The organism is Mesorhizobium sp. CNPSo 4661 (genome assembly GCF_057784215.1).
Genome location: NZ_JBWGIO010000004.1, coordinates 182,355 through 208,774, shown reverse-complemented (window position 1 = coordinate 208,774; position 26,420 = coordinate 182,355). Strand labels below are relative to the sequence as shown.

The 26,420-nt window shown below is 63.9% G+C and carries 22 protein-coding genes and 2 pseudogenes; 5 read left to right on the top strand and 19 right to left on the bottom strand.

Going from position 1 to position 26,420, the window contains the following annotated elements:
• Nucleotides 1–124 precede the first annotated feature (124 nt).
• On the top strand, nt 125–1,018 hold the full coding sequence (locus AC0YKC_RS07665) for an SDR family oxidoreductase (RefSeq protein WP_488510673.1): 894 nt from the start codon (nt 125–127) through the stop codon (nt 1,016–1,018).
• Nucleotides 1,019–1,053: 35 nt separating this feature from the next.
• Here AC0YKC_RS07665 and AC0YKC_RS07660 read toward each other — a convergent pair whose 3' ends face one another.
• The 4 genes and pseudogenes from AC0YKC_RS07660 to AC0YKC_RS07645 form a co-directional block, all read right to left on the bottom strand.
• The gene (locus tag AC0YKC_RS07660) at nt 1,054–2,094 is read right to left on the bottom strand and encodes an SDR family oxidoreductase (protein WP_488510672.1); all 1,041 of its coding nucleotides are present in this window, start codon (nt 2,092–2,094) and stop codon (nt 1,054–1,056) included.
• Nucleotides 2,095–2,177: 83 nt separating this feature from the next.
• Complete coding sequence (locus tag AC0YKC_RS07655) at nt 2,178–4,097, bottom strand: potassium transporter Kup (RefSeq protein ID WP_434723291.1); 1,920 nt, start codon at nt 4,095–4,097, stop codon at nt 2,178–2,180.
• A 145-nt stretch (nt 4,098–4,242) separates the two neighbouring features.
• A pseudogene (locus AC0YKC_RS07650) lies at nt 4,243–4,488 on the bottom strand (KUP/HAK/KT family potassium transporter); the annotation flags it as partial.
• A 120-nt stretch (nt 4,489–4,608) separates the two neighbouring features.
• Nucleotides 4,609–5,349, bottom strand: coding sequence for a pyridoxine 5'-phosphate synthase (locus tag AC0YKC_RS07645; RefSeq protein WP_434723292.1), 741 nt, complete (start codon nt 5,347–5,349; stop codon nt 4,609–4,611).
• A 108-nt stretch (nt 5,350–5,457) separates the two neighbouring features.
• Between AC0YKC_RS07645 and AC0YKC_RS07640 the strand changes: the two genes are divergently transcribed.
• On the top strand, nt 5,458–5,856 hold the full coding sequence (locus tag AC0YKC_RS07640; protein WP_320295201.1) for a SpoIIAA family protein: 399 nt from the start codon (nt 5,458–5,460) through the stop codon (nt 5,854–5,856).
• Nucleotides 5,857–6,058: 202 nt separating this feature from the next.
• On the opposite strand, the gene AC0YKC_RS07635 is transcribed toward AC0YKC_RS07640, so the two are convergent.
• From AC0YKC_RS07635 to AC0YKC_RS07590, 10 genes and pseudogenes are all read right to left on the bottom strand, one after another.
• Complete coding sequence (locus AC0YKC_RS07635) at nt 6,059–7,186, bottom strand: ATP-dependent DNA helicase (RefSeq protein WP_320295200.1); 1,128 nt, start codon at nt 7,184–7,186, stop codon at nt 6,059–6,061.
• Between the two features lie 165 nt (nt 7,187–7,351).
• Nucleotides 7,352–8,254 (bottom strand): annotated as a pseudogene (locus AC0YKC_RS07630) (translation factor GTPase family protein); the annotation flags it as partial.
• 97 nt (nt 8,255–8,351) lie between these two features.
• A complete protein-coding gene (locus AC0YKC_RS07625) occupies nt 8,352–8,696 on the bottom strand; it encodes a nitrile hydratase accessory protein (RefSeq protein WP_320295199.1) in 345 nt (114 codons plus the stop codon).
• Nucleotides 8,683–9,342: a nitrile hydratase subunit beta gene (gene nthB, locus AC0YKC_RS07620; protein ID WP_488510671.1), complete on the bottom strand. Its 660-nt coding sequence runs from the start codon at nt 9,340–9,342 to the stop codon at nt 8,683–8,685. The genes AC0YKC_RS07625 and nthB overlap by 14 nt, the downstream gene beginning before the upstream one ends.
• Complete coding sequence (nthA, locus tag AC0YKC_RS07615; protein WP_488510670.1) at nt 9,339–9,944, bottom strand: nitrile hydratase subunit alpha; 606 nt, start codon at nt 9,942–9,944, stop codon at nt 9,339–9,341. Before nthA ends, nthB begins: the two co-directional genes overlap by 4 nt.
• Before the next feature lie 63 nt (nt 9,945–10,007).
• Nucleotides 10,008–13,163 (bottom strand): efflux RND transporter permease subunit, encoded by a 3,156-nt coding sequence (locus AC0YKC_RS07610; protein WP_488510669.1) that lies wholly within the window; start codon nt 13,161–13,163, stop codon nt 10,008–10,010.
• Complete coding sequence (locus AC0YKC_RS07605) at nt 13,160–14,464, bottom strand: efflux RND transporter periplasmic adaptor subunit (protein ID WP_488510668.1); 1,305 nt, start codon at nt 14,462–14,464, stop codon at nt 13,160–13,162. Before AC0YKC_RS07605 ends, AC0YKC_RS07610 begins: the two co-directional genes overlap by 4 nt.
• A 217-nt stretch (nt 14,465–14,681) precedes the next feature.
• Nucleotides 14,682–15,278 carry a LysE family translocator gene (locus tag AC0YKC_RS07600; protein ID WP_320295194.1) on the bottom strand — a complete coding sequence of 199 codons (597 nt, stop codon included), beginning with the start codon at nt 15,276–15,278 and terminating at the stop codon, nt 14,682–14,684.
• 106 nt (nt 15,279–15,384) lie between these two features.
• On the bottom strand, nt 15,385–15,957 hold the full coding sequence (ilvN, locus tag AC0YKC_RS07595) for an acetolactate synthase small subunit (protein WP_042644054.1): 573 nt from the start codon (nt 15,955–15,957) through the stop codon (nt 15,385–15,387).
• Between the two features lie 82 nt (nt 15,958–16,039).
• On the bottom strand, nt 16,040–17,821 hold the full coding sequence (locus AC0YKC_RS07590; protein ID WP_488510667.1) for an acetolactate synthase 3 large subunit: 1,782 nt from the start codon (nt 17,819–17,821) through the stop codon (nt 16,040–16,042).
• A gap of 330 nt (nt 17,822–18,151) precedes the next feature.
• Here AC0YKC_RS07590 and AC0YKC_RS07585 point away from each other — a divergent pair, with 330 nt between their 5' ends.
• Nucleotides 18,152–20,071: a sigma-54-dependent Fis family transcriptional regulator gene (locus AC0YKC_RS07585; RefSeq protein WP_488510666.1), complete on the top strand. Its 1,920-nt coding sequence runs from the start codon at nt 18,152–18,154 to the stop codon at nt 20,069–20,071.
• 267 nt (nt 20,072–20,338) lie between these two features.
• Nucleotides 20,339–22,147, top strand: a complete 1,809-nt coding sequence (locus AC0YKC_RS07580) for an NAD(P)-binding domain-containing protein (RefSeq protein WP_488510665.1) — start codon at nt 20,339–20,341, stop codon at nt 22,145–22,147.
• Between the two features lie 50 nt (nt 22,148–22,197).
• Here the strand turns inward: AC0YKC_RS07580 and tmpB are convergent, their stop codons facing one another.
• The gene (gene tmpB, locus AC0YKC_RS07575; protein WP_488510664.1) at nt 22,198–22,788 is read right to left on the bottom strand and encodes a (R)-1-hydroxy-2-trimethylaminoethylphosphonate oxygenase; all 591 of its coding nucleotides are present in this window, start codon (nt 22,786–22,788) and stop codon (nt 22,198–22,200) included.
• Nucleotides 22,785–23,936 carry a 2-trimethylaminoethylphosphonate dioxygenase gene (tmpA, locus tag AC0YKC_RS07570; protein WP_488510663.1) on the bottom strand — a complete coding sequence of 384 codons (1,152 nt, stop codon included), beginning with the start codon at nt 23,934–23,936 and terminating at the stop codon, nt 22,785–22,787. The genes tmpB and tmpA overlap by 4 nt, the downstream gene beginning before the upstream one ends.
• A 111-nt stretch (nt 23,937–24,047) precedes the next feature.
• On the opposite strand from tmpA, the gene AC0YKC_RS07565 reads away from it, so the two are divergent.
• Nucleotides 24,048–24,932 carry a LysR family transcriptional regulator gene (locus AC0YKC_RS07565; protein ID WP_434723302.1) on the top strand — a complete coding sequence of 295 codons (885 nt, stop codon included), beginning with the start codon at nt 24,048–24,050 and terminating at the stop codon, nt 24,930–24,932.
• Here AC0YKC_RS07565 and AC0YKC_RS07560 read toward each other — a convergent pair.
• From AC0YKC_RS07560 to AC0YKC_RS07550, 3 genes are read right to left on the bottom strand one after another with little or no spacing between them, the layout of a single operon-like run.
• Nucleotides 24,924–25,463 (bottom strand): GNAT family N-acetyltransferase, encoded by a 540-nt coding sequence (locus AC0YKC_RS07560; RefSeq protein WP_488510662.1) that lies wholly within the window; start codon nt 25,461–25,463, stop codon nt 24,924–24,926. The two genes, AC0YKC_RS07565 and AC0YKC_RS07560, sit on opposite strands and share 9 nt — an antisense overlap.
• 32 nt (nt 25,464–25,495) lie before the next feature.
• Complete coding sequence (locus AC0YKC_RS07555) at nt 25,496–25,804, bottom strand: hypothetical protein (RefSeq protein WP_320295186.1); 309 nt, start codon at nt 25,802–25,804, stop codon at nt 25,496–25,498.
• 5 nt (nt 25,805–25,809) lie between these two features.
• Entirely contained in the window at nt 25,810–26,376 is a 567-nt protein-coding gene (locus tag AC0YKC_RS07550) for a helix-turn-helix domain-containing protein (protein ID WP_488510661.1), read from the bottom strand.
• Nucleotides 26,377–26,420 lie beyond the last annotated feature (44 nt).

The window sequence follows — 26,420 nt, the reverse complement described above, 5'->3', positions numbered from 1 at the left end:
TGGCTGTGCCTACCTCCCGAAAAACTGCCTTCTTTACGGCTTGAGGTCAATTCCTATTTTAGTGCTGGTCTCTTTTTGAGACCACCAACAGCTGCCGCCGATCGGCGCAATTCAGGAACCTGCCATGACCGAAACACTCCTCGTCACCGGTGCCTCCGGCCAGCTTGGCCGCGCCGTCATCAATCACTTGCTGGAAGCGCAAAAGATAGCGCCGGCAAGCATTATCGCCACCACGCGCAATCCCGAAAATCTCGCCGATCTCGCGGCACGCGGCGTCGTCGTCAGGGCCGCCGATTTCAACGACAAGGCCTCACTGGAGAAGGCATTCGCAGGCGCCGACCGGGTGCTGATTATCTCGACCGGCGACCTCGATCTGAAGACTGGCCGGCGCCTCAAGCAGCATGAGACCGCGGTGGCGGCGGCCAAGGCGGCGGGCGTTTCGCATCTGCTCTACACCTCGATGCCCAATCCGGAACCGGGCTCGCCCGTGCTCTTTGCCGGCGACCACTACGGCACCGAGCAGGCTATCAAGGCGAGCGGCATCCCCTACACCATCTTCCGCAACGGCTGGTACCAGGAGAACTTGTTCATGGCGCTGCCGCACGCCATTTCGGCGGGCAAGTGGTACACCTCGGCCGCCGACGGGCGCATCGCTCACGGCGCGCGCGACGATATGGCAGCCGCCATTGCCGCAGGCCTTGCTTCCGGCACGAAGGAGAGCAGGATCTACACGCTGACCGGCCCTCAGGCCTACACTGTCGGCGAGATCGCCGCTCTGGTGAGCGAAGTCACCGGCAAGCCGCTGGAAGTCATCCAACTGCCGGACGAAGCACTGACCGAAGGGGTGAAAGCGGCCGGCGTTCCCGAAGATTTCGCCCGCATCATCGTCTCCTTCGACGCCAACACGCGCGCCGGGCGCATTGCAGAGGTAACCGATGCCGTCGAAAAACTCTCGGGTCGCAAGCCGCGGACGCTGAAGCAGTTCCTCGAAGCGAACAAGGCTGCCCTGCTCGGCTGAAGTCTGCGCGCCTGGGGAAGCCGTCCCCCGGCGCGCTACTTCGCCTTCTTGAGCAGTCCGAGCCAGATCAAGCTCTCGCCGGTCGCCACAAGCGCGTCCTCGCGCGATCGCGGCGTCCAGCCGAGCAGGCGCACGGCCTTGGCGCTCGTGGCGTTCCTGGCCTTGCCCAGCTCCGTCATGATCTGGGCCGCTTGCCCGTCGAACAGGCCGACGATCCGGACCAGCCAGTCCGGCAGCACCCTGGTCGTGATGCGCGATCCTGCGTTGCCCAGCCGCGTCTTCAGCGTCCGCGCGATCTCGAGCATCGTCATGAAGTCGCCGCTGATGGCCAGGAACCGCTCGCCCTTCGCGGCAGGACTGGTCATGGCGCGCAGATGCAGGTCCGCGACGTCGCGCACGTCGACCACGCCGAACACCATGCGCGGCAGGCCGGGCATCTCGCCATCCATCAGGCGCCGGATGAAATCCGTCGAGGTCGAAAGATCCGCCCCAAGGACCGGTCCGAAGATGCCGACCGGATTGACGACCGCCAACTCCAGTGGCCCGCCTTCGCGATCGATGAAATCCCAGGCCGCCCGCTCGGCCAGCGTCTTCGACTTCACATAGGCGCTCACCTTCTGCGACAGATCGGTCCAGTTCTCTTCCGTGAACGGCCGGCCGGCAACCGGTACCTGGCCATAGCCGACGGCGGCAAAGGACGAGGTGAGCACGACCCGTTCGACGCCGGCATCGCGCGCCGCGCGCAGCACGCGCAACGCCCCTTCCCTGGCCGGGACGATCAGCTCGTCCTCGTGTTTCGGCACGCCGGGCGGAAAAGGCGAAGCGACGTGCAGGACGTATCGGCATCCGGCGACCGCTTCGGGCCAGCCTTTGTCACTCATGAGGTCGGCATGGCCGAAGGAAAGCGCATCGGTCGGCTCGGCGCCGCCCACCTTCAGCATGGCAAGAACATCGGCTTCGCGCTTGGCGGAGCGCACCGTCGTGCGGACGCGGTAGCCCGCGTTCAAAAGCGACAGGATGCAATGCGCGCCAAGGAAGCCGGACCCGCCGGTCACAAGCACCAACTCGCCGCTCATGCCCCGCCCCTTCGAAAGCAATCCTTGGAAAACCACGTCTTCCGTCCGGAATTGCGTGACGTCAGCCTATGCGGCGCAGTCTGTCAGATCGCGACCTGCGTGCCAATCTCCACCACGCGCCCGGTGGGGATCTGGAAATACTCCGTCGCGTCCGCCGCCGTTTTCGCCAGGCCGATGAACAGCCGGTCCTGCCAGATCGGCATGCCGGAATTGGGCGAGGCCTTCAGCGACCGGCGCGACAGGAAGAAGGACGTCGTCATGATGTCGAACTTCCAGCCCTGCTTGCGGCAGATGGCCAGCGCGCGCGGAATGTTCGGCTGCTCCATATAGCCGAAAGTCAGCGTCACGCGCATGAAAAGCTCGTTGACCGTCTCCAGCTTCACGCGCTCGCTGTCGGGCACGACTGGCTGCGGCGCCGTGACCACCGACAGGATGACGTTCTTTTCATGCAGCACCTTGTAGTGCTTCAGGCTGTGCATCAGCGCCGTCGGCGCGCTCAGCGGATCGCTGGTCAGGAACACGGCGGTGCCCGAGACAAGCTGCGGTTTTTTCTTCAGGAGATTGGCCGCCAGGAAATCGAGCGGGATCTCGTTGCGGCGCGTCTTGTCGAACAGATAGCGGCTGCCACGCACCCAGGTCCACATGGCCATGATAATTGCGAAGGCCACGGCCAGCGAAGACCAACCGCCCTCGAAAACCTTGACGATGTTGGCGGCAAAGAAGCCGATGTCGATCAGCGCGAACATCGCCGTCAGGCCGACCGCCAGCCAGATGTTCCATTTCCAGATGCGTGTCATGACGACAAACAGCAGCGTCGTCGTCACCAGCATGTTGCCGGTGACCGAGATGCCATAAGCCGAGGCCAGCCGGCTGGATTCGCCGAAACCGACCACCAGCAGCATCACCACCAGGGCGAGCAGCAGATTGACGCGAGGCATGAAGATCTGGCCGGATTGCTTCTCCGACGTATGCAGGATTTCGAGCCGCGGCAGCATGTTGAGCTGCACGGCCTGCCTGGTCAGCGAGAAGGCGCCGGAGATCACTGCCTGGCTCGCGATGACGGTCGCCGCGGTCGCCAGCACCACCATCGGGATCAGCGTCCAGCCCTCGTTCATCTCGAAGAAGGGATGGCCGACCACGCCTTTGTTCGCGAGGATGAAGGCACCCTGCCCCGCGTAGTTCAGCAGAAGGCACGGGAACACGATTGCCAGCCAGGCAAGCACGATGGGCTTGCGGCCGAAATGGCCGAGATCGGCATAGAGCGCTTCCGCCCCGGTGACGGCGAGAAAAACGGCACCGATGGTCACGAAGGCCACGTCAGGCGAATTGATCAGGAACGCGACGATATAATGCGGGCTGATTGCCCACAGGATTTCCGGATCGCTGACGATATGATTGAGACCGGAAAGGCCGATGGCGAGGAACCATAGGGCGGTGATCGGCCCGAACACGAGGCCGACGCCCCCCGTGCCAAAACGCTGCACGGCGAACAATATCGCCAGGATGATCAGGGTCAGCGGCACGACATAAGGCTGGAAGGCGGGCGTGACGACATTCATGCCTTCGACCGCCGAAAGCACTGAGATGGCTGGTGTGATCACCGCGTCGCCGAAGAACAGTGACGCTCCGACGATGCCGATGCCGAGGATGATCGCCGAGCGCGTGGCGAAACTGCCGCGTACCAGCGCCATCAAAGACAGCACGCCGCCTTCGCCGCGGTTGTCGGCGCGCAGCACGAACATGATGTATTTGACGGTGACCGTGATGGTGAGCGACCAGATGATCAGCGACAGCACACCGAGAATGTCGGCGCGGGTGGCGACGTCGCCGCCCGACGAGGCATGCAACGCCTCGCGAAGCGCATAGATCGGGCTGGTGCCGATATCGCCATAGACGACCCCGAGCGCACCCAGCATCAGCACCTTGGTGCTGTGCTGCTGCATTTCAGTGTGGCCCGATTGGTCGGCGGGTTCTGCGTCTACACCACCATTGGCAAGGGCCATGACGACACTCCGATAAAATGCGCGGTGCTCTACGCTTGCTGCGGTGCAATATCAAGTGCCCCAGCGTGGGGGCTCTCATGCTGCCAACGCAGGGCTTTCATATACGCAATGCGCAGGCTTATGCATCCGGTAGAAATCGATCTCGTCAAATGGCGACCTGCGTGCCGATCTCGACCACGCGCCCGGTCGGAATCTGGGAATACTCCGTCGCGTCCGCCGCCGTTCGCGCCAGGCTGATGAACATCCGGTCCTGCCAGACCGGCACGCCGGAATTGGGCGACGCCTTCAGCGAGCGCCGCGACAGGAAGAACGACGTCGTCATGATGTCGAACTTCCAGCCCTGCTTGCAGCAGATGGCCAAGGCGCGCGGAATGTTGGGCTGTTCCACATAGGGGGTCCGTCTCGCTGGCGTTGGCTAGCACCATGAACCCCATTTCACCGGATTCGTCACGCCCCGAGGTCGCCGCAACGCGCGAGACGCTCCAAAACCGCCGAAACTACGCAAGGCGCCCTACCATCCGCAGGCCTTCAAGAACCGCCCGACCGTGCCGGCCATGCCATACTCCAGCGCATCGGCTGTCAACCCATGTCCGATCGATACTTCGGCCAATGCCGGAATACGTTTTGCCAGCGCCGGCAGGTTCTGCACGGTCAGGTCGTGGCCGGCATTGACGCCAAGCCCGGCCTTGAATGCCGCGTCAGCGGTTTTTCCCAGTCTTTCCAGTTCCTTCGCCGCCTTTGCGGTATCGGAATGGAAGCCGCCATAGGGGCCGGTATAGAGCTCGATCCGGTCGGCGCCGGTATCGCGAGCCGCGTTCACCCCGTCAGGATCGGCGTCGGAAAACAGCGACACGCGAAACCCGCTTTTCTTCAGCCGCTTGACGACCGGAGTGAGGAACGCCGCCTGGGCGACGAAGTTCCAGCCATGGTCCGAAGTCGCCTGCGCCGGATCGTCCGGCACCAGCGTCACCTGCTCGGGCTGGCTTTTCTCGACAAGCGCCAGGAAATCCTCGGTCGGATAGCCCTCGATGTTGAATTCAGCCTTGGGAAATTCGTCGTCGATCAGCGCCCTGATCTCAGGCAGGTCGGAATGCCTGGTGTGCCGCTCGTCGGGCCTCGGATGCACCGTCAGCCCGTGCGCGCCGGCGGCAAGGGCGATGCGGCCAAGCCCGGTGACGCTCGGCCATGGCAGGTCGCGGCGGTTGCGTAGCATGGCGACGGCGTTGAGATTGACCGAAAGCTTGGCGGGCATGAGCTGGGTCCAGTGGATCGGCGGGCATCTATACCGCCTTTGACGGGAACAGATAGAGGGTTTCGGGTGTTCCAGGGGATAGATGGAGGCTAACGTAAGGATCTACCTGTGAATTTCCTCGAAGCCGTGCCGGCGGTCCGCCGCATTGAAACCAACCGCGACGCGCTTTTCGCCATCGACGTCGTCGGCGATATCTCGCCGGCCGACGCGGAAAACCTCTTCGGCCTGCTGGAGGCGGCCTATGCGCTGCATCCAAGGATCGACGTGCTGGTCAGGCTGACCGACGCGGAAAGCGTCGACTGGGCCAACATTTCGCAAGATACGGTCAAGCAGGGCGTGGCCGACGCGCTGGAACATGTCGTGCGTTGCGCTGTCGTCGGCGAGCCGAATTGGGCCTACCTCGTCACCGGCGTCTTCCCTAAGGCGCTGCCGTTCGAATTCAGACGTTTCGGCGTCGACGATGAAGAAGCTGCCTGGCAATGGCTTGGCGCAAGGCCGAAGGACTAGGGTTGTCGAGATTCAGGTCAGGCCGAGTCGAAAATGGTGGATTCCGAGAACCGGCCTACGCCGGCCGTAGCCTTCATAGAGCGGAAACATTTATGAGGGCTTCGGCCGGCGAAGGCCGGAGCGGAGCGTACTAAAGTACGTGAGCACCGGAAGCGCAGGAAGCCGCCATTTGCAGGCCGGCCTCACCTGAATATCGACAACCTTAGCGTACGACCGTCAGTCGCTCGGCTGCCCGGGTGATGGCGGTGTAAAGCCAGCGCTGCCTTGTCTCCTTGAAGGCCCAGCTCTCGTCGAACAGCACGACGTCGTTCCACTGTGAGCCCTGCGCCTTGTGCACGGTCAAGGCGTAGCCGTAGTCGAAATCGTCGAAACGCTTCTTCTGCTGCCAGGGGATTTCGGCGTCCGGATCCTCGAACGCCGCCTTGAGCAGCTTGATCTTGGCGACGCCGCGGTCTGGGTCGTCCTCTTCCGGCGAGACAAGCAAGTTGATGCCGGGCTTCACCGTCTCGCGCGAGGAGGTCATCACCTTCCATAGCGAGCCGTTGAGCAGCCCCTTGGCCGGGTCGTTGCGCAGGCAGACCAGCTTGTCGCCGGCCTGCGGGAAGTCGGCGTTGAAACCCTTCAGTTCGCGCAGCCGCTGGTTATAGCGCCGCCTTGTGCGATTGGTGCCGACCAGCACCTGATCGGCCTTGAGCACCAGATCCTGGGTGACGCCTTCCCTGCCGATCACTTGCGCGGTGCCATAATCGCCATGCATGAATTCGCGACCCTCGCGCACGTCGAGGGCCAGCCGGATGATGGGATTGTCGCGCGCCTGGCGGTGGATTTCGGTGAGCAGCACATCCGGCTCATGCTCGGTGAAGAAGCCGCCGCCCGAGATCGGCGGCAGCTGCGCCGGATCACCGAGCACCAGGATCGGCGTGCCGAAGCTCTGCAGGTCGCGGCCGAGCTGCTCGTCGACCATCGAGCATTCGTCGATGACGACGAGCTTGGCGCGCGAAATCGGGCTTTGCCGATTGAGCGAAAAGGTTGGCGACATCGAGGTCTTGCCGGTCACCTCGTCCTCGACCGATTCCTCGCCCTTGGGCCTGTAGATCAGCGAATGGATGGTGCGGGCGTTGGTCGCGCCCTTGGAGCGCAGCACCTGCGCCGCCTTGCCGGTGAAGGCGGCGAACTGCACCTGCCCGTCGACATGCTCGGCGAAATAGCGCGCCAGCGTCGTCTTGCCGGTGCCGGCATAGCCGAACAGCCGAAAAACCTGCGGCCGGCCCTCTTTGAGCCAGCGCCCGACCGCTTTCAAAGCCTCATCCTGTTGGGGAGAAAATTCCATCAGTGCGACAGACCGGATTCGCAGACGAAAGACAAGATTGGCCGCCATATCGACCGTTGTCGGTGGCAATCGCTGGCGCCTCCGCAAAGTCAGGCTATCAGCCCCGAACAGGAACGTAAAGAGAACAAAACCGCAGTGCCTCGGTTGGCTCCGACGAAGAACAAGTCAGCCGTAGGCAGCCACTGCCGGCGGCGGGCCGCGGTCAGCCGTCGGAACGGGCGCGTAGTGGTCGAACTGCATCGTGTAGGTCGCGCAGTCATGGCTCATCGAGTGCAGGTTGTCGACGTACTTGAACATGGTGGCCAGCGGCACCATCGCGTTGATGACGATGGCCTCGCCGCGGCTTATCCGACTCTTGACCAGACCGCGGCGGTCATGCAGGTCGCCGATAATGCTGATGACATAGATTTCCGGCGTAACCACCTCGACCCTCATGATCGGCTCCAGCAATTGCACGCCGAGCTTGGGCGCAGCCTCTTTGAAGCAAGCGCGGCCGGCGACCTCGAAGGCCAAAGCCGAAGAATCGGTGTCGTGACAGGCGCCGTCCACCAAGGTTGCCTTGATGCCGATCATCGGAAAGCCCGCGAAGGGACCGGAGGACAGGATGCTGCGCAATCCGGCCTGGACCCCCATGACATAGTCTTCGGGAACCGCAACTCCGGCGGTCTTCGAAAGAAACACGAACTCCGCATTGCGCCCGCTGGGCTCGAACAGAATCTTGACTCGGGCGAACTGTCCGTGGCCGCCAACCTGCCTCTTATGCGTATAGTCTTGTTCGCAGGCGAGGGTAATCGTTTCGCGATAGGCCACTTGTGGCGCGCCGACATTGACCGCGACGTTGAACTCGCGGGTCAAGCGATAGAAAATGATGTCGAGGTCAAGCTCGGTCATCGCGGCGATGATCGTCTGGCCCGATTCCACGTCCCGCTTCACCTCAAAGCCAGGCAGCTTCTCTGCAAGCGTCGATAAGGCGACACGCAACTTCTCCTCATCGGCTCTCGACTTCGGCTCGATCGCGAGTTGCAGCAAGGGCCATGGCGCGGGAGGTTTTTCCATAGTGACGGCACGGTTGCAGGCAGCGCCGATATTTGCAACCGAACATCGGGGCGAAATCCAGACTGAGATAACAGAAGCCTAAACTTGTCCCACTGCCGGCAAGCTGCGATCAGAGCCCCGGATCGTTCTCCAGCAGGATCGGCTTGCCATGCGGCGTGGCGTGCGCGGCGCGTTCCCACGCGGCGGCGAGCTCGTCCACCTCGCCCTTGCCGGCAATCCCCTTTCGCGACAGCAGCTTTTCCAGCGCCGCCAGCCAATGCTCGTAATAGTCGTGCCCGTCGCAAGCCGCGCCCGGCTGCTTCACCTCGGCGGACAAGGCCTCCGCCCACTCGCTCCACGAAAACAGGCCTTTGCCGTGCAGCGCAACCGTCAGGGCGAAGGCTTCCGCCTGCCAGGGCTCGGCAAAGACCGGCTCGTCGAAACCCGCCGGCAACGCATCTTCATGCCGGCTCAAGATAACTCTCCCAGGCATCGATCGAGACACTGAGCGTCGGATCGGCGCCCTCGCCCCAGATCTCGCTCCCGTCGAACACCACCGTGTAGACCCATTGCGGGTTCTCACCCTTGCCATGCGCATTGCTGTCGGGGAAGACGAAGCCGTCGCGAACGGCCTCGATCGTCCCTGTCTTGCCACGGGCGTAGCGCGGCAGGCGCGTATGGCCGGTCGGGTTGAAGTTCTTCGTCCGCACGTGATCGCCCGCCTGGAAACGCGCCGGGGTATCGACGGGCCGATCGCACGGGCCGCCCTTGGCGAGCACGGCCGGCACGTCCGCCGCCTTCAGCACTCTCTTCGGCGTCGCGGCCGGATCGACCGCCTTGCCGGCGGCAAGGTCGCGCTCGGTGATGAAGCCGTGGCGCTTCAGCAGCACTTCCAGCGCCTTGATCCAGATCTGGTAGTAGCTCGACGAATAATAATCGGCGGGATGCAGCGATTCCCGCGCATGCCGGCTCTCGTCAATGTTCCAGGCGCCCATGCCGCCGGCCGTTAGTGTCACGCCCAGCGCCCGCTTTTCCCATGCCGCATGGAAATAAGGCTCGTCTCTCTCGGGCGCGACCGGCCCGAAACCCATCTGCCCGCCGAGATCCTGCGGTCCGTTCATGCCGGTTCCTTCGCGACTGCCGTGCCGATCATCGCATCGCGGCTGACTAGCCCGGCGAGCCGTTCCTCGCTCCAGCCATCGGTGCCCTTGGGCCGCATCGGCACCACCAGGTAGCGAAGCTCGGCCGTCGAATCCCAGACGCGGATCTTCTTCTGCGCCGGCAGCGTCAGTCCGAACTCCTCCAGCACGCCGCGCGGATCGATCACCGCCCGCGAGCGGTAAGGCGGTGCCTTGTACCAGACCGGTGGCAGGCCGAGCACCGACCACGGATAGCAGGAGCAGAGCGTGCAGACGACGAGGTTGTGCGTCTCCTCGGTGTTGAACACGGCCTGCATGTGCTCGCCCTGGCGGCCGGAATAGGAGAGCGATTCAATCGCCGCGGTCGCATCGCGCTTCAGCCAGTCGGCGTAAGCCGAATCCCTCCAGGCCTTTGCCACCACCCGCGCGCCGTTGCGCGGACCGATCTTGGTCTCATAGGTATCGACGATGACGTCGATGGCCGCGGGATCGATCAGGCCCTTTTGGGTGAGGATCGTCTCCAGCGCGCGCACGCGCGCCGCGAACGGATCGAGCTCGTTGTCGTGATCATGATCATGGGACATCGCACGACGTTACGATTGCCCACATCGCGCCGCAAGCATGACGGCTTGGGCCAGAGCCGCCGCCTATTCGGCGGCGGTCTTTTGCGGGATGTCGTCGTTGGTGTCGAACAGCGAGGCTTGCTCGCCGCTTTCCACCACATGTAGCGCCGGACTGCTCTTCCTTGAGGAGAAGCCGAGCAGCCAGCCGGAGAAATTCTCGAAATAGACGTAGATCACCGGAGTGACGAACAGCGTCAGTGCCTGCGAGGCGAGCAGGCCGCCGACCACCGCGACACCGAGCGGCTGGCGAAGCTCGGCGCTGGCGCCGGTGCCGAGCGCGATCGGGAACGTGCCCATCAGCGCGGCAAGCGTCGTCATCATGATCGGCCGGAAACGCATCAGGCAGGCCTTGTGGATGGACTCCTTCGCCGACATGCCCTGTCGCCTGAGCTCCAGCGCGACGTCGACCATCATGATGCCGTTCTTCTTGACGATGCCGATCAGCATCAGGATGCCGATCACCGCGATCACCGACAGGTCCATGCCGGCGAAGCGCAGCGCCACCACCGCGCCAAGCACCGCCGACGGCAGGCCGGTGAGGATGGTGAGCGGGTGGATGAAGCTCTCATAGAGCATGCCGAGCACGATATAGATCGTCAGGATCGCGCCGCCGATCAGCAGGCCCTGGTTGGCAAGCGAATCCTGGAAGGTCTTGGCCGTGCCGGCGAAGCTGGTCGAGATCGCCGTCGGCATGCCGATCTGCTCCTTGAGCTGGTCGATGCGGGTTACCGTGTCGCCGAGCGAGACGCCCTGCGGCAGATTGTAGGAGATCGTCACCGCCGGAAGCTGGCCGAGCTGATTGACCGTCAGCGCGCCGGCTGTGCGATCGACCCGCGCGAAAGCGCCCAGCGGAACCAGGCTGCCGCTGGCCGTCCGCATCTGGATGGCAAGCATATGCTCCGGCGACCATTCGATCTTGGGATCGAGCTCGGTGATCACCGCATAGCTGTCGGCCGAACCGAAGATGGTCGAGACCTGATCGGTGCCGAAGCCGCCATAGAGCGCGGAGCGCAGCGTGTCGGTATCGATGCCGAGCTGGGCGGCCTTGTCGCGATCGATCACCAGCGACGCCTGCAGGGCGTTGTTCTGCAGATCGCTTGTGACGTCGGTGAATTTCGTGTGGTCGGCCGCCATCGCGTCGTTGAGCTTCTGCGCCCAGATATCGGTCTGGCCGGTATCCAGGCCCTGCACCACGAGCTGGTAGGCGCTGGCGGATGACCGCGAACCGAGCCGCAGGTTCTGCACCGGTTGCATATAGGTCTCGATGCCCGCGACGCCCGACAGCTGGCGCCTCAGATCCGATAGCACCTTCTCGATGTTGGGACGCTGATCCTTGCCCTTGAGCTGGACGAAGAGCTGCCCCTGGTTGAGGGCGTTGTTGCCGCTGCCCGCCGACCAGGCCACATGGTCGACATAGGGCGACTTCGAGAACACGCCGGCCACTTGCCCTTGCAGCTTCGCCATGGCGTCGAACGAGATGTCCTGGCGCGCGATGGTGGTCACCGAGATCTGGCTGATATCCTCCTGCGGAAAGAAGCCCTTCGGCGAAACCTGGATCAGCCACACCGACGCCGCCGCGGTCGCGACGAAGACGAGGAACACCAGGAAAGTGTTTCGCAGGCAGAAGCCCAGGATCCGGTCGTATCCGCGCGTGATGAGGTCCGGCCTGTGACCGGGAGCATGCTTTTCGCGATCCGCCTTGCTCACCGACAGCAGGCGCGAGCAGAGCATAGGCGTCAGCGTCAGGGACACGAACATGGAGGCCAGGATGGCGACGGTCACCACGACGGCGAATTCGTTGAAGATGCGGCCGATGACGCCGCCCATCAAAAGCACCGGGATGAACACCGCCACCAGCGAGATCGAGATCGAGATGATGGTGAAGCCGATCTCGCGCGCGCCCTTCAGCGAGGCGTCGAAAGCCGACAGGCCGTCTTCCTCCATATGGCGGAAGATGTTTTCCAGCATGACGATGGCGTCGTCGACGACAAGGCCGACGGCTAAAGTCAATCCCATCAGCGAGATGTTGTCGATCGAGAAGCCGAACAGGAACATCGCGCCGAGCGTGGCGATCAGCGAGATCGGCACCGCCACGGCCGGGATGATCGTCGCCGTTACCCTGCGCAGGAACACGAAGATCACCATCACCACGAGAGCAATGGTCAAGAGCAGCGTGAACTGCACGTCGTCGACGGCCTGGCGAATCGAGGTCGAACGGTCGTTGAGCAGCTTGATCTGCGCGGCCGCCGGCATCTGGTCCTGGAAGGACGGCAGCATCGCCTTGACCTTGTCTACGACGTCGACGGTGTTGGCGTCGGGCTGGCGCTGCACGGCCATGATGATCGCGCGGGTACCATCGTACCAGCTCGCGGTCGTCGTGGTCTGCACGGAATCGACGACCCGCGTCACCTCACCCAGCCGGACCGGGTGGCCGTTCTTGGTGGCGATGATGAGGTTGGAGAAGCCGGCCGCGTCGGTGAGCTGGGTGTTGGCGGTGATGGTGAGCTGCTGCTTGTTGTTCTGCAGCACCCCGAGCGGCGTGTTGCTGTTGGCCGAGGCGACGGCCGCCTGCAGCTGGTCGATCGAGATACCGCGCGCGGCAAGCGCGGTCGGATCGATCTGGATGCGCACCGCGTATTTCTGCTGGCCGAAGATCGAAACCTGGGCCACGCCGTCGATGGTCGACAGCGACGGCGAAATGACGTTTTCGGCGAAGGCGTCGAGATCGGTCATCGGAACCGTGTCGCTGACCAGCGACATCAAAAGGATCGGCGCATCGGCCGGATTGACCTTGCGATAGCTCGGCGGCGACGTCATCTGCGGCGGCAGCGATTTCTGCGTGCGCGCGATCGCTGCCTGGACGTCGGCGGCCGCCGCGTCGATGTTGCGGTTGAGCACGAACTGGATGGCGATCGAGGTCTGGCCGAGCGAGTTGGTGGTCGAGATCGAATCGATGCCGGCGATCGTCGCGAATTGCTTGATCAACGGCGTCGCAACCGATGTCGCCATCGTCTCCGGCGAAGCGCCGGGCAGCGAGGCCGAGACATTGACCACCGGAAATTCGGCGCTGGGCAGCGCCGCCACCGGCAGGAACTTGTAGGCAAAAATTCCGCCCAGCACGAGGGCGAACGACATCAAAAGGGTGGCGACAGGCTTGCGGATGCAGAATTCGGAGATCATTGGCTCGCCCCGCCGGCCTTGTCGGCCTCCGCAACCTTGGGCGTAGCCTGCCCACCGCCGCTGGCCGCGCTGCCTTCATGCACCGCCGCGCCGTTCTTCAATCGTGTCTGGCCTTCGACGACGACCTTCTCGCCGCTCTTCAGGCCATCGCTGATGGCGCTGTTCTGGCCCACCGTCAGCGCCACCTGCACCGGCCGCATCTCCACGGTGTTGTCCGGCTTGACCACATAGACGAACGGGCCCTTCTGGCTGGGCTGCACCGCGACCGTCGGAACCGAGGTCATCTGCGGCATCGTGCCTGCCTCGAGCACCACGTCCACATATTGCCCCGGCCACAGCGACAGATCCGGATTCGGTATGCTCGCCCGCGTGGCGATGGTGCCGGAGGCCGTATCGACGCTGGAATCGACGAAATCGAGCGTGCCCTTGCCGATCGGCGTGGGATCGTCGTCCTTGGTCAGCGTCACGTCGCCTTGCTGCGGGTCGGCCAGAGCCTTGTGCAACAGCGCAAGGTTGCTCTCGGGCAGCGTGAAGTTCACCTGCAGCGGGTCGATCTGCGTGATGGTGACCAGCGGGGTCGCCGTGCTGGAGTTGCCGTTGCTTACGGTGACAAGGTCGCCGACCGAGACGTTGACGGCGCCGAGCCTGCCCGCGATCGGCGCCGTGATCGTGGCAAAGCCGAGCTGGACATTATCGGCGTCGATCGTCGCCTTGTCGGCATCGACGGTCGCGGACGCTGCCTTCTGCGCCGCCACCGCCTGATCATAGGTTTGCTGGGTTCCGGCCTGCTTGGCGACAAGGTCCTTGGCGCGCTGGAGATCGGAATTCGAACTGGCAAGCAGCGCCTGGTCCTTGGCTAAAGCGGCCTGATCCTTGGCAAGTTGCGCCTTCAACGCGCGGTCGTCGAGCTGGAACAGAACGTCGCCGGCCTTGACCATCTGGCCGTCCTTGACGTCGATCGACACGATCTGGCTGGAGATGCGAGCATTGATGCTCACCACCGCCGGCGACGACACGAAGCCGATGGCATAACGGCGTATCGGGAAATCGGCGGTCGTCGCGGTCGCCGCAACGATCGAGGCCGAGCGCGCCCCGCCGCCCTTCGCGGTGTCCGATGCATTGGCCGTCTTGTCGCCGCCCCCGGTTTTATCACCGCTTGCCGTCTTGTCCGCGGTGGTCGTGCCAGCCTGCCTGCCCGAAATGAGCTGCTGGACCTTGGCCAACGTCGAGGGCGAAGAATAGAGCCCGGCGCCCGCCAGACAGGCGACCGCTACAACTGCAAAGATGATTTTCCCGCGCATCGACAAATAAGCCTTCTACCCGACACGCCGATCCCGGTGGTCCATCTTAGCTCGATTCACGGCCCTTCGCCGCGATTTTCGCCGAATAGATAGGACAAGGCTCTGGCGGAAAAGGGCCAAACCGCGGCATTACGAAGATTTAATGTGCAGTGCACAAATGTTGGGCAGCCGGCTAATATGCCGTCGCGGACCCTCGCATCGGTCCAAAAAAACGCTCTCAGCGCAGCATCGGCCACAGCGTCGCCGCGAGCAGCACACCCATGGCGATGTTGAACCATTTCAGCCGCACCGGATCCGACAGGAAGCCGCGCAGCGCGGTACCGAAACCAGCCCAGACGGACACACTGGGCAGGTTGACGATGGCGAAGGCGGCCGAGATTAGCATCACCGAAATGAACGGGTGGTCGGCGTTGGTGTAGACGGCCATGGCGGTGATCGCCATCACCCATGCCTTGGGATTGACCCACTGGAAGGCCGCCGCATCGATGAAGCGCATCGGCTTCGCCTCCGCCTCGCCCTTGCCGCTCAACGAGCGCGACATCGCGATCTTCCAGGCGAGATAGAGCAGATAGGCCGCGCCCGCGACCTTCAACGCGGTGTGCAGCGCAGGCACCGCCGTCAGCACCGCGCCGAGGCCAAGGCCCACGGCCAAAAGCAGGACGAAAAAGCCGATGCTGATGCCGAGCATATGCGGGATCGTTCTGACGATGCCGAAATTGACGCCGGATGTCAGCAGCATCAGATTGTTCGGCCCTGGCGTGATCGAGGTCACCAGGGCATAGACCAAAAGGGCAAGGAATGCGTCAGCCGACATGATATCCTCCCAGATATGTCAGCCTTACTGTCCTTTTAGCAAACGCGCAAAAGCCAGCGGCGGGCAACCGCCGGGCCAAAAGCTGAAAACAGGCTGACCGTCCTGGTTACATCCCTTGCGGGCCACGGTTCATCGCGGCGACGCCGGTGCGGCAGATCTCGACCAGGCCGAGCGGCTTCATGATGGCGATGAACTGGTCGAGCTTGGAGCCCTTGCCGGTGATCTCGAAGATGAAATGCTCGGTGTTGGCGTCGATGACCGAGGCGCGGAAAGCATCCGCAAGGCGAAGCGCCTCGACCCGGGCATCGCCGGTACCGGCGACCTTGACGAGCGCGAGTTCCCGCTCCAGCGGCCGCTCCTGCCCAAGCTCATGCGAGCGCACGGTCAGGTCGACCACCCGGTGCACCGGCACGATGCGCTCGAGCTGATGCTTGATCTGCTCCATCACATGCGGCGTACCGCGCGTCACGATGGTGATGCGCGACAGATGTTTTTCATGCTCGGTCTCGGAGACCGTCAGACTTTCGATGTTGTAGCCACGGCCGGAGAACAGGCCGATGACGCGGGCAAGCACGCCCGGCTCGTTATCGACGAGCACGGAAAGCGTGTGCGTTTCCGGCTTCTCGGTTTCCTTGGCGATGAAGTATGCCGAGCCGGTCGGCTGAAGCTGTGCGTTCATGACGTGAATCTCTATTTCAGATTTTTGAGCTAATTCTCTGTTTGCGCATGGCTTCTCGCGACAGCCCTGCCTTGGCGGCCACCTACACCAGTTCCCTGCCCTTGGCGTCGATGGCGTTGGCCACCGCCTCGTCGGTCGCCTCGTCGGGCAGGAGCATCTCGTTATGCGCCTTGCCCGACGGGATCATCGGGAAGCAGTTGGCCAAGGTCGCCACGCGGCAGTCGAACAGAACCGGCTTCTTCACCGAGATCATCTCCTTGATGGCGTCGTCGAGCTCATCCGGCTTGTCGCAGCGTATGCCGTGGCCGCCATAGGCCTCCGCCAGCTTGACGAAGTCCGGCATCGCCTCGGTGTAGGAATGTGACAGCCGGTTGCCGTGCAACAACTGCTGCCACTGGCGCACCATGCCCATATACTGGTTGTTGAGGATGAAGATCTTGATCGGCGCCTCATACTGCACCGCCGAGCTCATCTCCTGCATGGTCATCTGCACCGAAGCGTCGCCGGCGATGTCGATGACCAGCGCATCGCGATGCGCGATCTGCACGCCGAGCGCGGCCGGCAGGCCGTAGCCCATCGTGCCCAGGCCGCCCGAGGTCATCCAGCGGTTCGGCTTCTCGAAATGATAGTGCTGAGCCGCCCACATCTGATGCTGGCCGACCTCGGTGGTGATGTAGGTGTCCATATCCTTGGTCAGCGCATAGAGCCGCTGGATCGCGTATTGCGGCATGATGACGTCGCTGTTCATCTTGTAGGCGAGCGAATCCCGCGCCCGCCATTTCGCGATCTGCTCCCACCACGGATAAAGCGCCTTCTTGTCGGTCTTGGCGGTCGCCCGCCACAGCCGCACTAGGTCTTCCAGCACGCGGCCGACGTCGCCCAGGATCGGCACGTCCGCATGCACGTTCTTGTTGATCGAGGACGGGTCGATGTCGATGTGGATCTTCTTCGAGTTCGGCGAGAACGCGTTGAGCCTGCCGGTGATGCGGTCGTCGAAGCGCGCGCCGATGCAGATCATCACGTCGCAATCGTGCATCGCCATGTTGGCTTCGTAGGTGCCGTGCATGCCGAGCATGCCGACCCAGTTCTTGCCGGATGCCGGATAAGCGCCAAGCCCCATCAGCGTCGAGGTGATCGGGAAGCCGGTGAGGTCGACCAGCTCGCGCAGCAGATGGCTGGCTTCCGGGCCGGAATTGATGACGCCGCCGCCCGAATAGATGATCGGCTTCTTCGCGCCGGCCATCAGCTCGACCGCGGCCTTGACCTTCTCCAGGTCGCCCTGGACCTTCGGCTTGTAGCTGGTGCGCGGCGCCGTCTGTGGCGGCACATAGATGCCCTTGGCGAACTGCACGTCCTTCGGAATATCGACCACCACCGGGCCGGGCCGGCCGGTGGTCGCGACATGGAACGCCTCATGGATGGTGGCGGCGAGCTGGTTGACGTCCTTCACCAGCCAATTGTGCTTGGTGCAGGGCCGCGTGATGCCGACCGTGTCGCATTCCTGGAAGGCGTCGGAGCCGATCAGCGAGGTCGGCACCTGGCCGGTGAGGCAGACCAGCGGAATGGAATCCATCAGCGCGTCCTGCAGCGGCGTCACCGCATTGGTGGCGCCGGGACCGGACGTCACCAAAAGCACGCCGGCCTTTCCGGTCGAGCGCGCATAGCCTTCGGCCGCGTGGCCGGCGCCCTGCTCATGCCGGACCAGGATGTGCTCGACATCGTCCTGTTGAAAAATTTCGTCGTAGATTGGGAGAACCGCGCCGCCCGGATAGCCGAAGACGTGCTTGACGCCGTTATCCTTCAGCGCCTGCACCACCATCTCCGCGCCCGTCATTTCGCGCCGCTCGTTCTGTCCGTTGCTCATCGGTCTGGTCCCGTACTGTCCGCCATCTGGCGATTTGCTGGTCGTTTAGTCGTGTTTCAGGCAATAAAAAAGGCCCCCGAGGGAGCCTGTGAGATGCGCATGGGAGGTTTTCGCCCGGCGGTTACACCGCCTTGCCCACGCGCCAGCCTACGAGAATGAGTGCCGTTTTCATGGGCGCGGACAATAAGCGAAAACGCGGGCTCGTCAATGGGGTCCCGTGCAAATTCACCCGCCTGTGAAAACGGCTCAGTCTCGCGCTACCATAGTACAGTTGAGCGCCCGCCGCCGACGCACCACTATGCGCTGGCAAAGGACGTGCGAGGAGGACGCATGGCTGGCGAACGCGAGCATATACGCGAAATCGAACAGGTATTGTCCGGCGCCCGATCGGCCCGCGACGATATCGTGGTTCAATCCTGGCTGCGCTGCATCGACACGCATCGGCTCGATCCGGCACGGCCGACGGAAGCCTACATCGTTCCCGATACCCAGCTGCGCGAGCACCGCGAGCAGTCGGAGCGGCTGATCGCCATTGCCCGCAGCGGGCTAGAGACATTATTCAAGCAGGTGGCGGGCCAGAACTATGTCCTGCTGCTGGCCGACGCCAAGGGCGTCACCGTCGACTTCCTCGGCGACCCGCTGTTCATGGACCAGTTGCGCACGGCCGGTCTCTACCTCGGCTCCGAATGGTCGGAGAGCCGCACCGGGACCTGCGGCGTCGGTTCCTGCATCGTCACCGGCGAGGCGATGACCATTCACCAGACCGACCATTTCGACACCACCCACACGCCGCTCTCCTGCACCGCCGCGCCGATCTTCGACACCAAGGGCGAATTGACCGCCGTGCTCGACATATCGCTACTGCGCTCGCCGCAGCCCAAGGTCAGCCAGAACCTTGCCCTTCACCTTGTGACGTCGTCGGCCCGGCGCATCGAGCTCGCCAATTTGATGGCGCAGATGCATTCGGAATGGGTGCTGCGCTTCTCCCGCTCGCCCGAATTCCTCGACGTCGATCCGGAAGCCGCCATCGCGCTCGACGCGTCGGGCCGCATCCTCGGCACCACGCGCGGCGCGGCACTGCTCCTGGCACAGGCTGGCGGTGTCGACTGGCGTCGCTCCTCGCCGGTCGGCCAGCCGATCTCGCGTTACCTCGACATGGATATCGACGACTTGCCGAATTTGACGCGCGGCCGCCCGACCGAGGAGCGGCTGGTGTTCGGCCGCAACGGCAGCGCGCTGTTCGCGCATGCCATCGAACCGCAGCCGTCGAGCGGACGCCGCGCCCCCGTCGAGGTGCTGCCTGGACCGATCGCCGAGCTTTCTGGCGGCGACCCGGTCATGGCGGCAATGCAGCTCAGGGCCGCCAAGCTGGCGCGCACCACAATCCCGATCCTGATCCACGGCGAGACCGGTTCCGGTAAGGAACATCTCGCCCGCGCGCTGCATGACAGCGCCGGGCGCTTCGGCCCGTTCGTGGCCATCAACTGCGCGGCCATCCCGGAACATTTGATCGAGAGCGAGCTGTTCGGGCACGCCGCGGGCGCCTTTACCGGCGCCACGGCCAAGGGACGCAAGGGCCTGATCGAGAGCGCCGACGGTGGCACGCTGTTCCTCGACGAGATCGGCGACATGCCCTACGCGCTGCAATCGCGGCTTTTGCGTGTGATCGCCGAGCGCGAACTGGTCCCGGTCGGCGGCATCGCGCCTCGGCCTGTCAACATCAAGATCATCTCCGCCTCGCATCATGACTTGCGCCAACTGATTGCCGAGGGCCGTTTCCGCGAGGACCTGTTCTATAGGCTGAACGCCGCCTCGCTGAGTTTGCCGGCACTGCGAGAACGCACCGATTTCGAATGGCTGCTGGAACGGCTGGTCGGCGAGCGCGCGCGCCTTGCCGGCCGGTCGGCACGGCTGTCGCCGGCGGCGCGGCTGGCGCTGATCCGCCATGACTGGCCCGGCAACATCCGCGAGCTCGTCAACGCCGTGGATCTGGCGATGGCGCTTTGCGACGATGAGACGATCCAGCCTTCCGACCTGCCTGATTTCGCCACGTTCCGCGACGCGCCGACGGCCCCATCCGCCAGCCTGGTCGCGCTGCGCGCGCCCTCGCCCGAGGAAGAGCGTGGCGCCCTGCTGGCCGTGCTGGCGGCAACCGGCTGGAACATTTCCGAAGCCGCGCGGCGTCTTGGCGTCGACCGCACCACGGTGCATCGCCGCATGAAGCGCCTGCGGCTGGAAGCGCCCAACTAAGCATGTCGCCCAAAAGTGCGCAGCGGTTTTGGGACAACGACATGCGTCGGAACAGGGACTTAAAGCGCGCCGCCTGAATCCGCTTCATTCGGCGCGCTTTAATAATGCAAGGCTGTGGCGCGCCGTAGCGCCTGCAACAGGAAACGCAACAGGCAAGACAACGCAAGAGCATCCTAACAGATTGATTTCATTGCAATCACGAACAAGCGCCACGGTTGGCACGCCGCTTGCTGCTCATGGCGCACTCTAGCAAGTGGAGGAGAACAAATGCTCGAGAGAACACCCACCACCAAGGCACAGGCGCTGCTTGACAAATTCGGCAAGGCGCTGGAAGCCGGCGACATCGACAGCGCCGTCAACTGCTTCCAGGCCGACTGCTACTGGCGCGACCTCGTCACCTTCACCTGGAACCTGAAGACGATGGAAGGTCAGAACCAGGTCCGCGACATGCTGCAGGCGACGCTGGCCGGCACCAAGCCGACCGGATGGTCGGTGGCCAAGGGCGAGGAAGCAAGCGAGGACGGCGGCGTCATCACCGCCTGGATCACCTTCGAGACGAGCGTGGCGCGCGGCTTTGGCCTTGTGCGGTTCAAGGGCGACCTGATCTGGACCTTGCTCACCACGATGGCGGAGCTGAAGGACCATGAGGAGAAAGCGGGCTTCAGCCGCCCACTCGGCGCCAAGCATGGCCACGGCAAGGGCCGCAAGACATGGCGCGAGGAGCGCGACGACGAGATCGCCGAGCTCGGCCATTCCAGGCAGCCCTATGTCGTGATCATCGGCGGCGGCCAGGGCGGTATCGCGCTCGGCGCGAGGCTGAAGCAGCTCGGCGTGCCGGCCATCATCATCGAGAAGAACGAGCGTCCGGGCGACTCATGGCGCAAGCGCTACAAGTCGCTCTGCCTGCACGACCCGGTCTGGTACGATCACCTGCCCTATATCGACTTTCCGAAGAACTGGCCGGTGTTCGCGCCGAAGGACAAGATCGGCGACTGGCTGGAGATGTACACCAAGGTGATGGAGCTGAACTACTGGTCCTCCACCACCGCCAAATCGGCCAAGTACGACGAGAAGACCAAGGAATGGACCGTCGTCGTCGAACGCGACGGCAAGGAGATCGTGCTCAAGCCGAAGCAACTGGTGCTGGCGACCGGCATGTCCGGCAAGGCGAACTGGCCGAGATACAAGGGCCAGGACATCTTCAAGGGCGAGCAGCAGCACTCCTCGACCCATCCCGGCCCGGACAAATACCGTGGCAAGAAGGTGGTGGTCATCGGCTCGAACAACTCGGCGCACGACATCTGCGCAGCACTATGGGAAGGCGGCGCCGACGTGACCATGGTGCAGCGCTCCTCCACCCATATCGTCAAGTCCGACACATTGATGGATATCGGTCTCGGCGCGCTCTATTCGGAGCAGGCGGTCGAGAACGGCATGACGACGCGCAAGGCCGACATGATCTTCGCTTCGCTCCCCTACCGCATCCTGCACCAGTTCCAGATCCCGCTCTATGAGCAGATGAAGGAGCGCGACGCGAAATTCTACGCCGACCTGGAAAAGGCCGGCTTCATGCTCGACTGGGGCGATGACGGCTCAGGCCTCTTCATGAAATACCTGCGCCGCGGCTCCGGCTATTACATCGATGTCGGCGCCTGCGACCTCGTCATAGACGGCTCGATCAAGCTGAAGAGCGGACCGGGCGCGGCGGTCCAGGAACTCACCGAAACCGGCGTGAAATTCGCCGACGGCACGGAGTTGCCAGCCGACCTGGTGATCTATGCCACCGGCTACGGCTCGATGAACGGCTGGGCCGCGGACCTGATCTCACAGGAGGTGGCGGACAAGGTCGGCAAGGTCTGGGGCCTCGGCTCCGCCACCACCAAGGATCCGGGTCCCTGGGAAGGCGAGCAACGCAACATGTGGAAGCCGACGCAGCAGGAAGCACTGTGGTTCCACGGCGGCAACCTCCACCAGTCGCGGCACTACTCGCAGTATCTGTCCCTACAGCTCAAAGCCAGGCAGGTCGGCTTGCCGACGCCTGTCTATGGGCTGCAGGAGGTCCATCACAAGAGCTGACCCACGGGGCTCGCAGAAGACAGAAGCCCGGCCAACCGGGCTTCTGTCATCTAAGCCGCCTTTTCCGCCGCGAACTTTTTCACGACGCGCTCAAGCAACGGCACATAGTCGCGAAAAGCCCGCGTCTTCGTGTCGGCGACCTTGCCGCCCTCGTCCCAGATGCGCACCCGCACCGCTTCGTCGTGGAACGGATTGCTACGGAACTCAGCCACTTCCTCCGCGCTCATCGGTCCGCCCTGCAGCGACAGCGTGTGGACCGAAGCCGGCGACAGCTTGCCGAAATAGCTCGGATCGGTGGCGCAGAGATAACGCTTGGCCGAGACATGCAGCCGCACGCACTCGACGATGACCGGCGGAAAGAACGGCGCAAGCACCTCGCCGCCGGCCTCGTCATGGTGCTTGTCCTCGACGTCGTCGGGCGAATAGGTGCCGAACTCGCTGGTGTAGTGGCCGATGTCGTGCAACAGCGCCGCCGCCACAAGCTCCTCCGGCGCGGCGTCCTGCTCGGCCAGCCACGCGCCCTGCAGCATATGCTGCGACATGGTGACGGGCTCGCCGAGATAGGATTCCGCCCCGCGGCGCTCGAAGATATCGGCGATGAACTCTACGATGTTGCCGACGTTCAATTCGTTCGGGCTCATTCCGCCGCCTCCTTGAAACCATGCTCGATCGCCGCAAGCGTCGACAGCAAGCCATCCTTGTCGGCGTAGCAGCCCTGCAGCCAACGCTTGCCGCTGCCGGAAAACGCCTTGCGCGCATGCATGACGCGGGTGTTGTCGACGATGAAGGATTCTCCCGCCTCGAGCTTGAACGTCACCTCGAAGACCGGATCCTCGATCAATTCGGCGAACCGGCGGTAGGCTGCATAGTATCTGTCCATCTCGGTGAACGGCACGTCGACGATCGGCGCCAGCGAGCGGTTGTTGAAGCGGATGCAGATGAGTTCGCCATCGGGTCCGAGCTCGATCATCGGCCGCTTGGACTGGAGCCGCACGCCCGACGAGCCGGCATATTCGAAGCGCGCCGGATAGGAAGAGAGCAACCGGAAGCCGTCCGGGTTTTCCGCCTGCAGTGCCGCCGCCACCGCGAACCCGTCGACGACACTGGATTCGCCGCCATCGACCGTGTTCTCGATGCAGGCGAGGATCTGCAGCGTCGGCACCGGATCGCGGTAGGGATTGTCGGTATGCGCCTGCAGCCCGAGATTGGTGTAGGCGAGATTGTTCGGATTGACCTCGGCGCGCACCTCGAACCAGCGTCCGTAATTGGTCTCCCTGACATAGCCGAAGAGGTCGGCCACCTTGCACAGCGAACCGGATTCGGCAGGCAAGCCGTCCATGACGGCAAAGCCGTAGCTGCGCACCGCGGCCAGCCATTGCCGCAGCACATTGCTGTCGCGGCTGGCGTCGGCATAGGCCGCGCGCGGCACGGAACTCTGCATCGTGGCTTTCGTCCAGCGCCGTATGTCGCCTGCCGTCCAGCCGGGCTCGCGTGCCTCCTGGCGATCATAGGCATGGCCGCGCAGCCAGCCGGAGGGAAAGCCGACGGTCTTGCCTTCGGGAGCGAACGTGACTTCGAGCAACTCGCCCTTGATCGAGGCGGCGGCGATCCGCGTCTCGGCCGGAATGTCGAGGATGGTGACCAGCCTCTGGCCGTTGCCGGCGCTGCGCGTCTTGTCGTCCAGCGCATTGTCGCGCAGCCACATGGCGTGGAAGCGGCTCACCGTTCCGTCTTTCCAGCCAAGCTCGATCGTTCGTCCGTCGTCGCCCAGCGTTACCGTCGTCAGCATATCCCGAAAGCTCCCATCCTCGACCCGCCACTGCGGACACGAATTGCATGGTGGCTTCGCCGAAGGCATAATTCAAATTATCGTTTTGTGGGTAATGGCGCTAAATTTCTGATGGCTGGAAAAGCTTTCGACACGATGCCTCCGCTCGACTGGCTGCGCAGTTTCGAGGCTGCTGCCCGCCTGTCGAATTTCACCGCCGCGGCCGCCGAGCTCGGGCTCACCCAGGCAGCGGTGAGCCAGCACATCCGTTTTCTGGAAGAGCGGCTCAAGACGCGATTGTTCGCGCGCCTGGCGCGCGGCGTGGCCCTGTCGCCGGAAGGCGCGGCCTACCTCCCCCACATCCAGTCGGCATTCGCGACCATCGGCAACAGTACGAACGAGCTGTTCGAGCCGCGCGCCGTGCAGTCCGTCAGCATCCGTGTTCCCATCTCCTTCGCGATGCTGGTTCTGGTCCCGGCTCTTCCCGACCTGGCAAAGGCGCTGCCACGGGTGAGGCTCGATCTGGTGACCATCCATCGGCCGACCGACTACGACCAGCCGGGCTCGGCGCTCGACATACGCTTCGGCAACGGATCCTTTCCCGGGCGCGAAGCAGACCGGCTGACCATCGAGCGGCTCGTCCCGGTCGCGGCGCCGACACTCGCGCTCGGTGGCGATTGGACATCGCTGCCACTGCTCCTGGTGGCCGGCGCGCGCGAGATGTGGGCGGAGTGGTTTGCCGCCGCGGGGCTTGCCGGCCATTCCCGGCGCTCGCATCGCTTCGACAGTTTCGTCGCCGCCTTGGAAGCGGCAAGGACCGGCGCCGGAGCGCTGCTCGGTTCCCGGCCTTTGGTCGACGCCGCGCTCAGGGACAAGGCTCTGGTCAGGCTTTCGGATTTCGAGCTTTCAAGCCCATCGGGCCATTTCCTGACGAGGCCGTCATCGTCGCGACTGTCCGGCGCCGAGCAGGATTTCCGCCGCTGGCTCCTGTCGCGCATCGCCCGGGTTTCAGGATAGCGCTCCGGCCGTCGTTCCGATCCGTTTCCAGTAGATAAGGGTGCCGGTCAGCCCGCCATGCGGCTTGAGCGCGAAATCGGGGATCTCACCGGTCAGGGTGAAACCAAGTTTCTCATAAAGCCCGGCCGCGCCCTCCTCGCTCGCCGTGTCCAACACCAGTAGCGTGCGGCCTTTTTCGGCAGCCAGTTTCTCGGCTGCCTGCATCAGGCGCGTCGCGACGCCTTTGCCGCGATGGCGCCGGCCGGTCATCAGCTTGGCGATCTCGGCGCGGTGCGGCTGATTGGGCGGAAAGTCGAGAAGCAGCGTGACGGTGCCAACAAGCGCCCCGCCCTGCCATGCGCCCAGCACCGCCCTTTCGCCGCGCGCGGCCGCGGCAAGCGACTTGCGCCAGAAATCCCGCGCTGCTTCCGGCGACAATGGGTGCATGAAGCTCACCGACCCGCCGGCGGCGACCGTCTCGATCAAGAGATCGCACAGCATGGCCTCGGTTGCCGCGTCGTCGGTCAACGGCCGGATTTCAAGGGGGTTCATGCCGGTGCTCTCCAGAGGTATCGGGAACGAGGTCATTCGAAATGGCTGATGCGCTTGCGTCGTCGCGCCCGCCTGATTTCGGCGACACGGTCGTCATCGTCCTCGCCGAGGTGGCGCCCGCGCTCCAGGATCTCGAGCGTGTATTCCTCATAGGTCAGCCCGAGCCGCTCGGCTCGTTCCAGCCGCATCAGCATGACGGCGTGGCCTGGCGCCTTCCAGGCCTTGTCGTGGGCGGCGCGCCAGGCGAGGAAGACATAGGCGTCGCCCTTGCCCCAGGGCGGGCCGTCATAGTCGTCGAGCGGCGGCCCGCCATTGTGCGAGCGCTTTGGCCGGCGGGACATCAGGGTCATCCCTTAACCAGCGCCACGAGATACTCCGCTGCATCCGGCCCCGGAGCATGAAAGACGCAATCCGACGGCGCGCCGAGCGCCAGGCAGTCGCCGGGTTCGAGCCGGTGCACCACATCACCTTCGGTGAACTCCAGCCTTCCGTCGATCAGCCATATCTGCTGCTTGATGAAAGCGTAGGAGGCGGCCGGAAGGCTGACCTTGGCGCCCGCGGGCAGACTGACCCTGATCAGTTCGAGCGGCATCTGCGATGCCGGCGACAAATGCCGCCTGATGTAACCGGTTGCCGGATCCTGCCAGACCGGCTGCTCGTCCTTGCGCGAAACGCCGCCGCCTTGCATCTCGGCTCGTGCGATCAGTGTCGACAGCGTCATGCCGAAAGCCGCTGCGATACGCACCAGGAGCGCCGCGGTCGGACTGGTCGTGCCGCGTTCGATGGCGCTCAGCATCGCCTTCGAGACGTCCGAGCGCTCGGCCAGTTCGGCCAGCGACCAACCCCTCACCGTCCGTTCGCAGCGTATTCGTCTGCCGATGGTGGCGCTGATGTCATTCGATATATTATTCATTCGTCCAATATATCGGAATTTCGCGAACTGAGAAGAAGCTGTTC

Coding starts and splice junctions, on each gene's coding strand:
- AC0YKC_RS07635 (WP_320295200.1), bottom strand. CDS start 7,186: ATGGAATTTTCTCCCCAACAGGATGAGGCTTTGAAAGCGGTCGGGCGC.
- AC0YKC_RS07600 (WP_320295194.1), bottom strand. CDS start 15,278: ATGTCGGCTGACGCATTCCTTGCCCTTTTGGTCTATGCCCTGGTGACC.
- AC0YKC_RS07585 (WP_488510666.1), top strand. CDS start 18,152: ATGGCTGGCGAACGCGAGCATATACGCGAAATCGAACAGGTATTGTCC.
- AC0YKC_RS07560 (WP_488510662.1), bottom strand. CDS start 25,463: ATGAACCCCCTTGAAATCCGGCCGTTGACCGACGACGCGGCAACCGAG.
- AC0YKC_RS07555 (WP_320295186.1), bottom strand. CDS start 25,804: ATGTCCCGCCGGCCAAAGCGCTCGCACAATGGCGGGCCGCCGCTCGAC.
- AC0YKC_RS07580 (WP_488510665.1), top strand. CDS start 20,339: ATGCTCGAGAGAACACCCACCACCAAGGCACAGGCGCTGCTTGACAAA.
- AC0YKC_RS07590 (WP_488510667.1), bottom strand. CDS start 17,821: ATGAGCAACGGACAGAACGAGCGGCGCGAAATGACGGGCGCGGAGATG.
- AC0YKC_RS07660 (WP_488510672.1), bottom strand. CDS start 2,094: ATGAGCGGCGAGTTGGTGCTTGTGACCGGCGGGTCCGGCTTCCTTGGC.
- AC0YKC_RS07610 (WP_488510669.1), bottom strand. CDS start 13,163: ATGATCTCCGAATTCTGCATCCGCAAGCCTGTCGCCACCCTTTTGATG.
- nthA (WP_488510670.1), bottom strand. CDS start 9,944: ATGTCCCATGATCATGATCACGACAACGAGCTCGATCCGTTCGCGGCG.
- AC0YKC_RS07665 (WP_488510673.1), top strand. CDS start 125: ATGACCGAAACACTCCTCGTCACCGGTGCCTCCGGCCAGCTTGGCCGC.
- AC0YKC_RS07605 (WP_488510668.1), bottom strand. CDS start 14,464: ATGCGCGGGAAAATCATCTTTGCAGTTGTAGCGGTCGCCTGTCTGGCG.
- nthB (WP_488510671.1), bottom strand. CDS start 9,342: ATGAACGGACCGCAGGATCTCGGCGGGCAGATGGGTTTCGGGCCGGTC.
- ilvN (WP_042644054.1), bottom strand. CDS start 15,957: ATGAACGCACAGCTTCAGCCGACCGGCTCGGCATACTTCATCGCCAAG.
- tmpA (WP_488510663.1), bottom strand. CDS start 23,936: ATGCTGACGACGGTAACGCTGGGCGACGACGGACGAACGATCGAGCTT.
- AC0YKC_RS07565 (WP_434723302.1), top strand. CDS start 24,048: ATGGCTGGAAAAGCTTTCGACACGATGCCTCCGCTCGACTGGCTGCGC.
- AC0YKC_RS07645 (WP_434723292.1), bottom strand. CDS start 5,349: ATGCCCGCCAAGCTTTCGGTCAATCTCAACGCCGTCGCCATGCTACGC.
- AC0YKC_RS07655 (WP_434723291.1), bottom strand. CDS start 4,097: ATGGCCCTTGCCAATGGTGGTGTAGACGCAGAACCCGCCGACCAATCG.
- tmpB (WP_488510664.1), bottom strand. CDS start 22,788: ATGAGCCCGAACGAATTGAACGTCGGCAACATCGTAGAGTTCATCGCC.
- AC0YKC_RS07550 (WP_488510661.1), bottom strand. CDS start 26,376: ATGAATAATATATCGAATGACATCAGCGCCACCATCGGCAGACGAATA.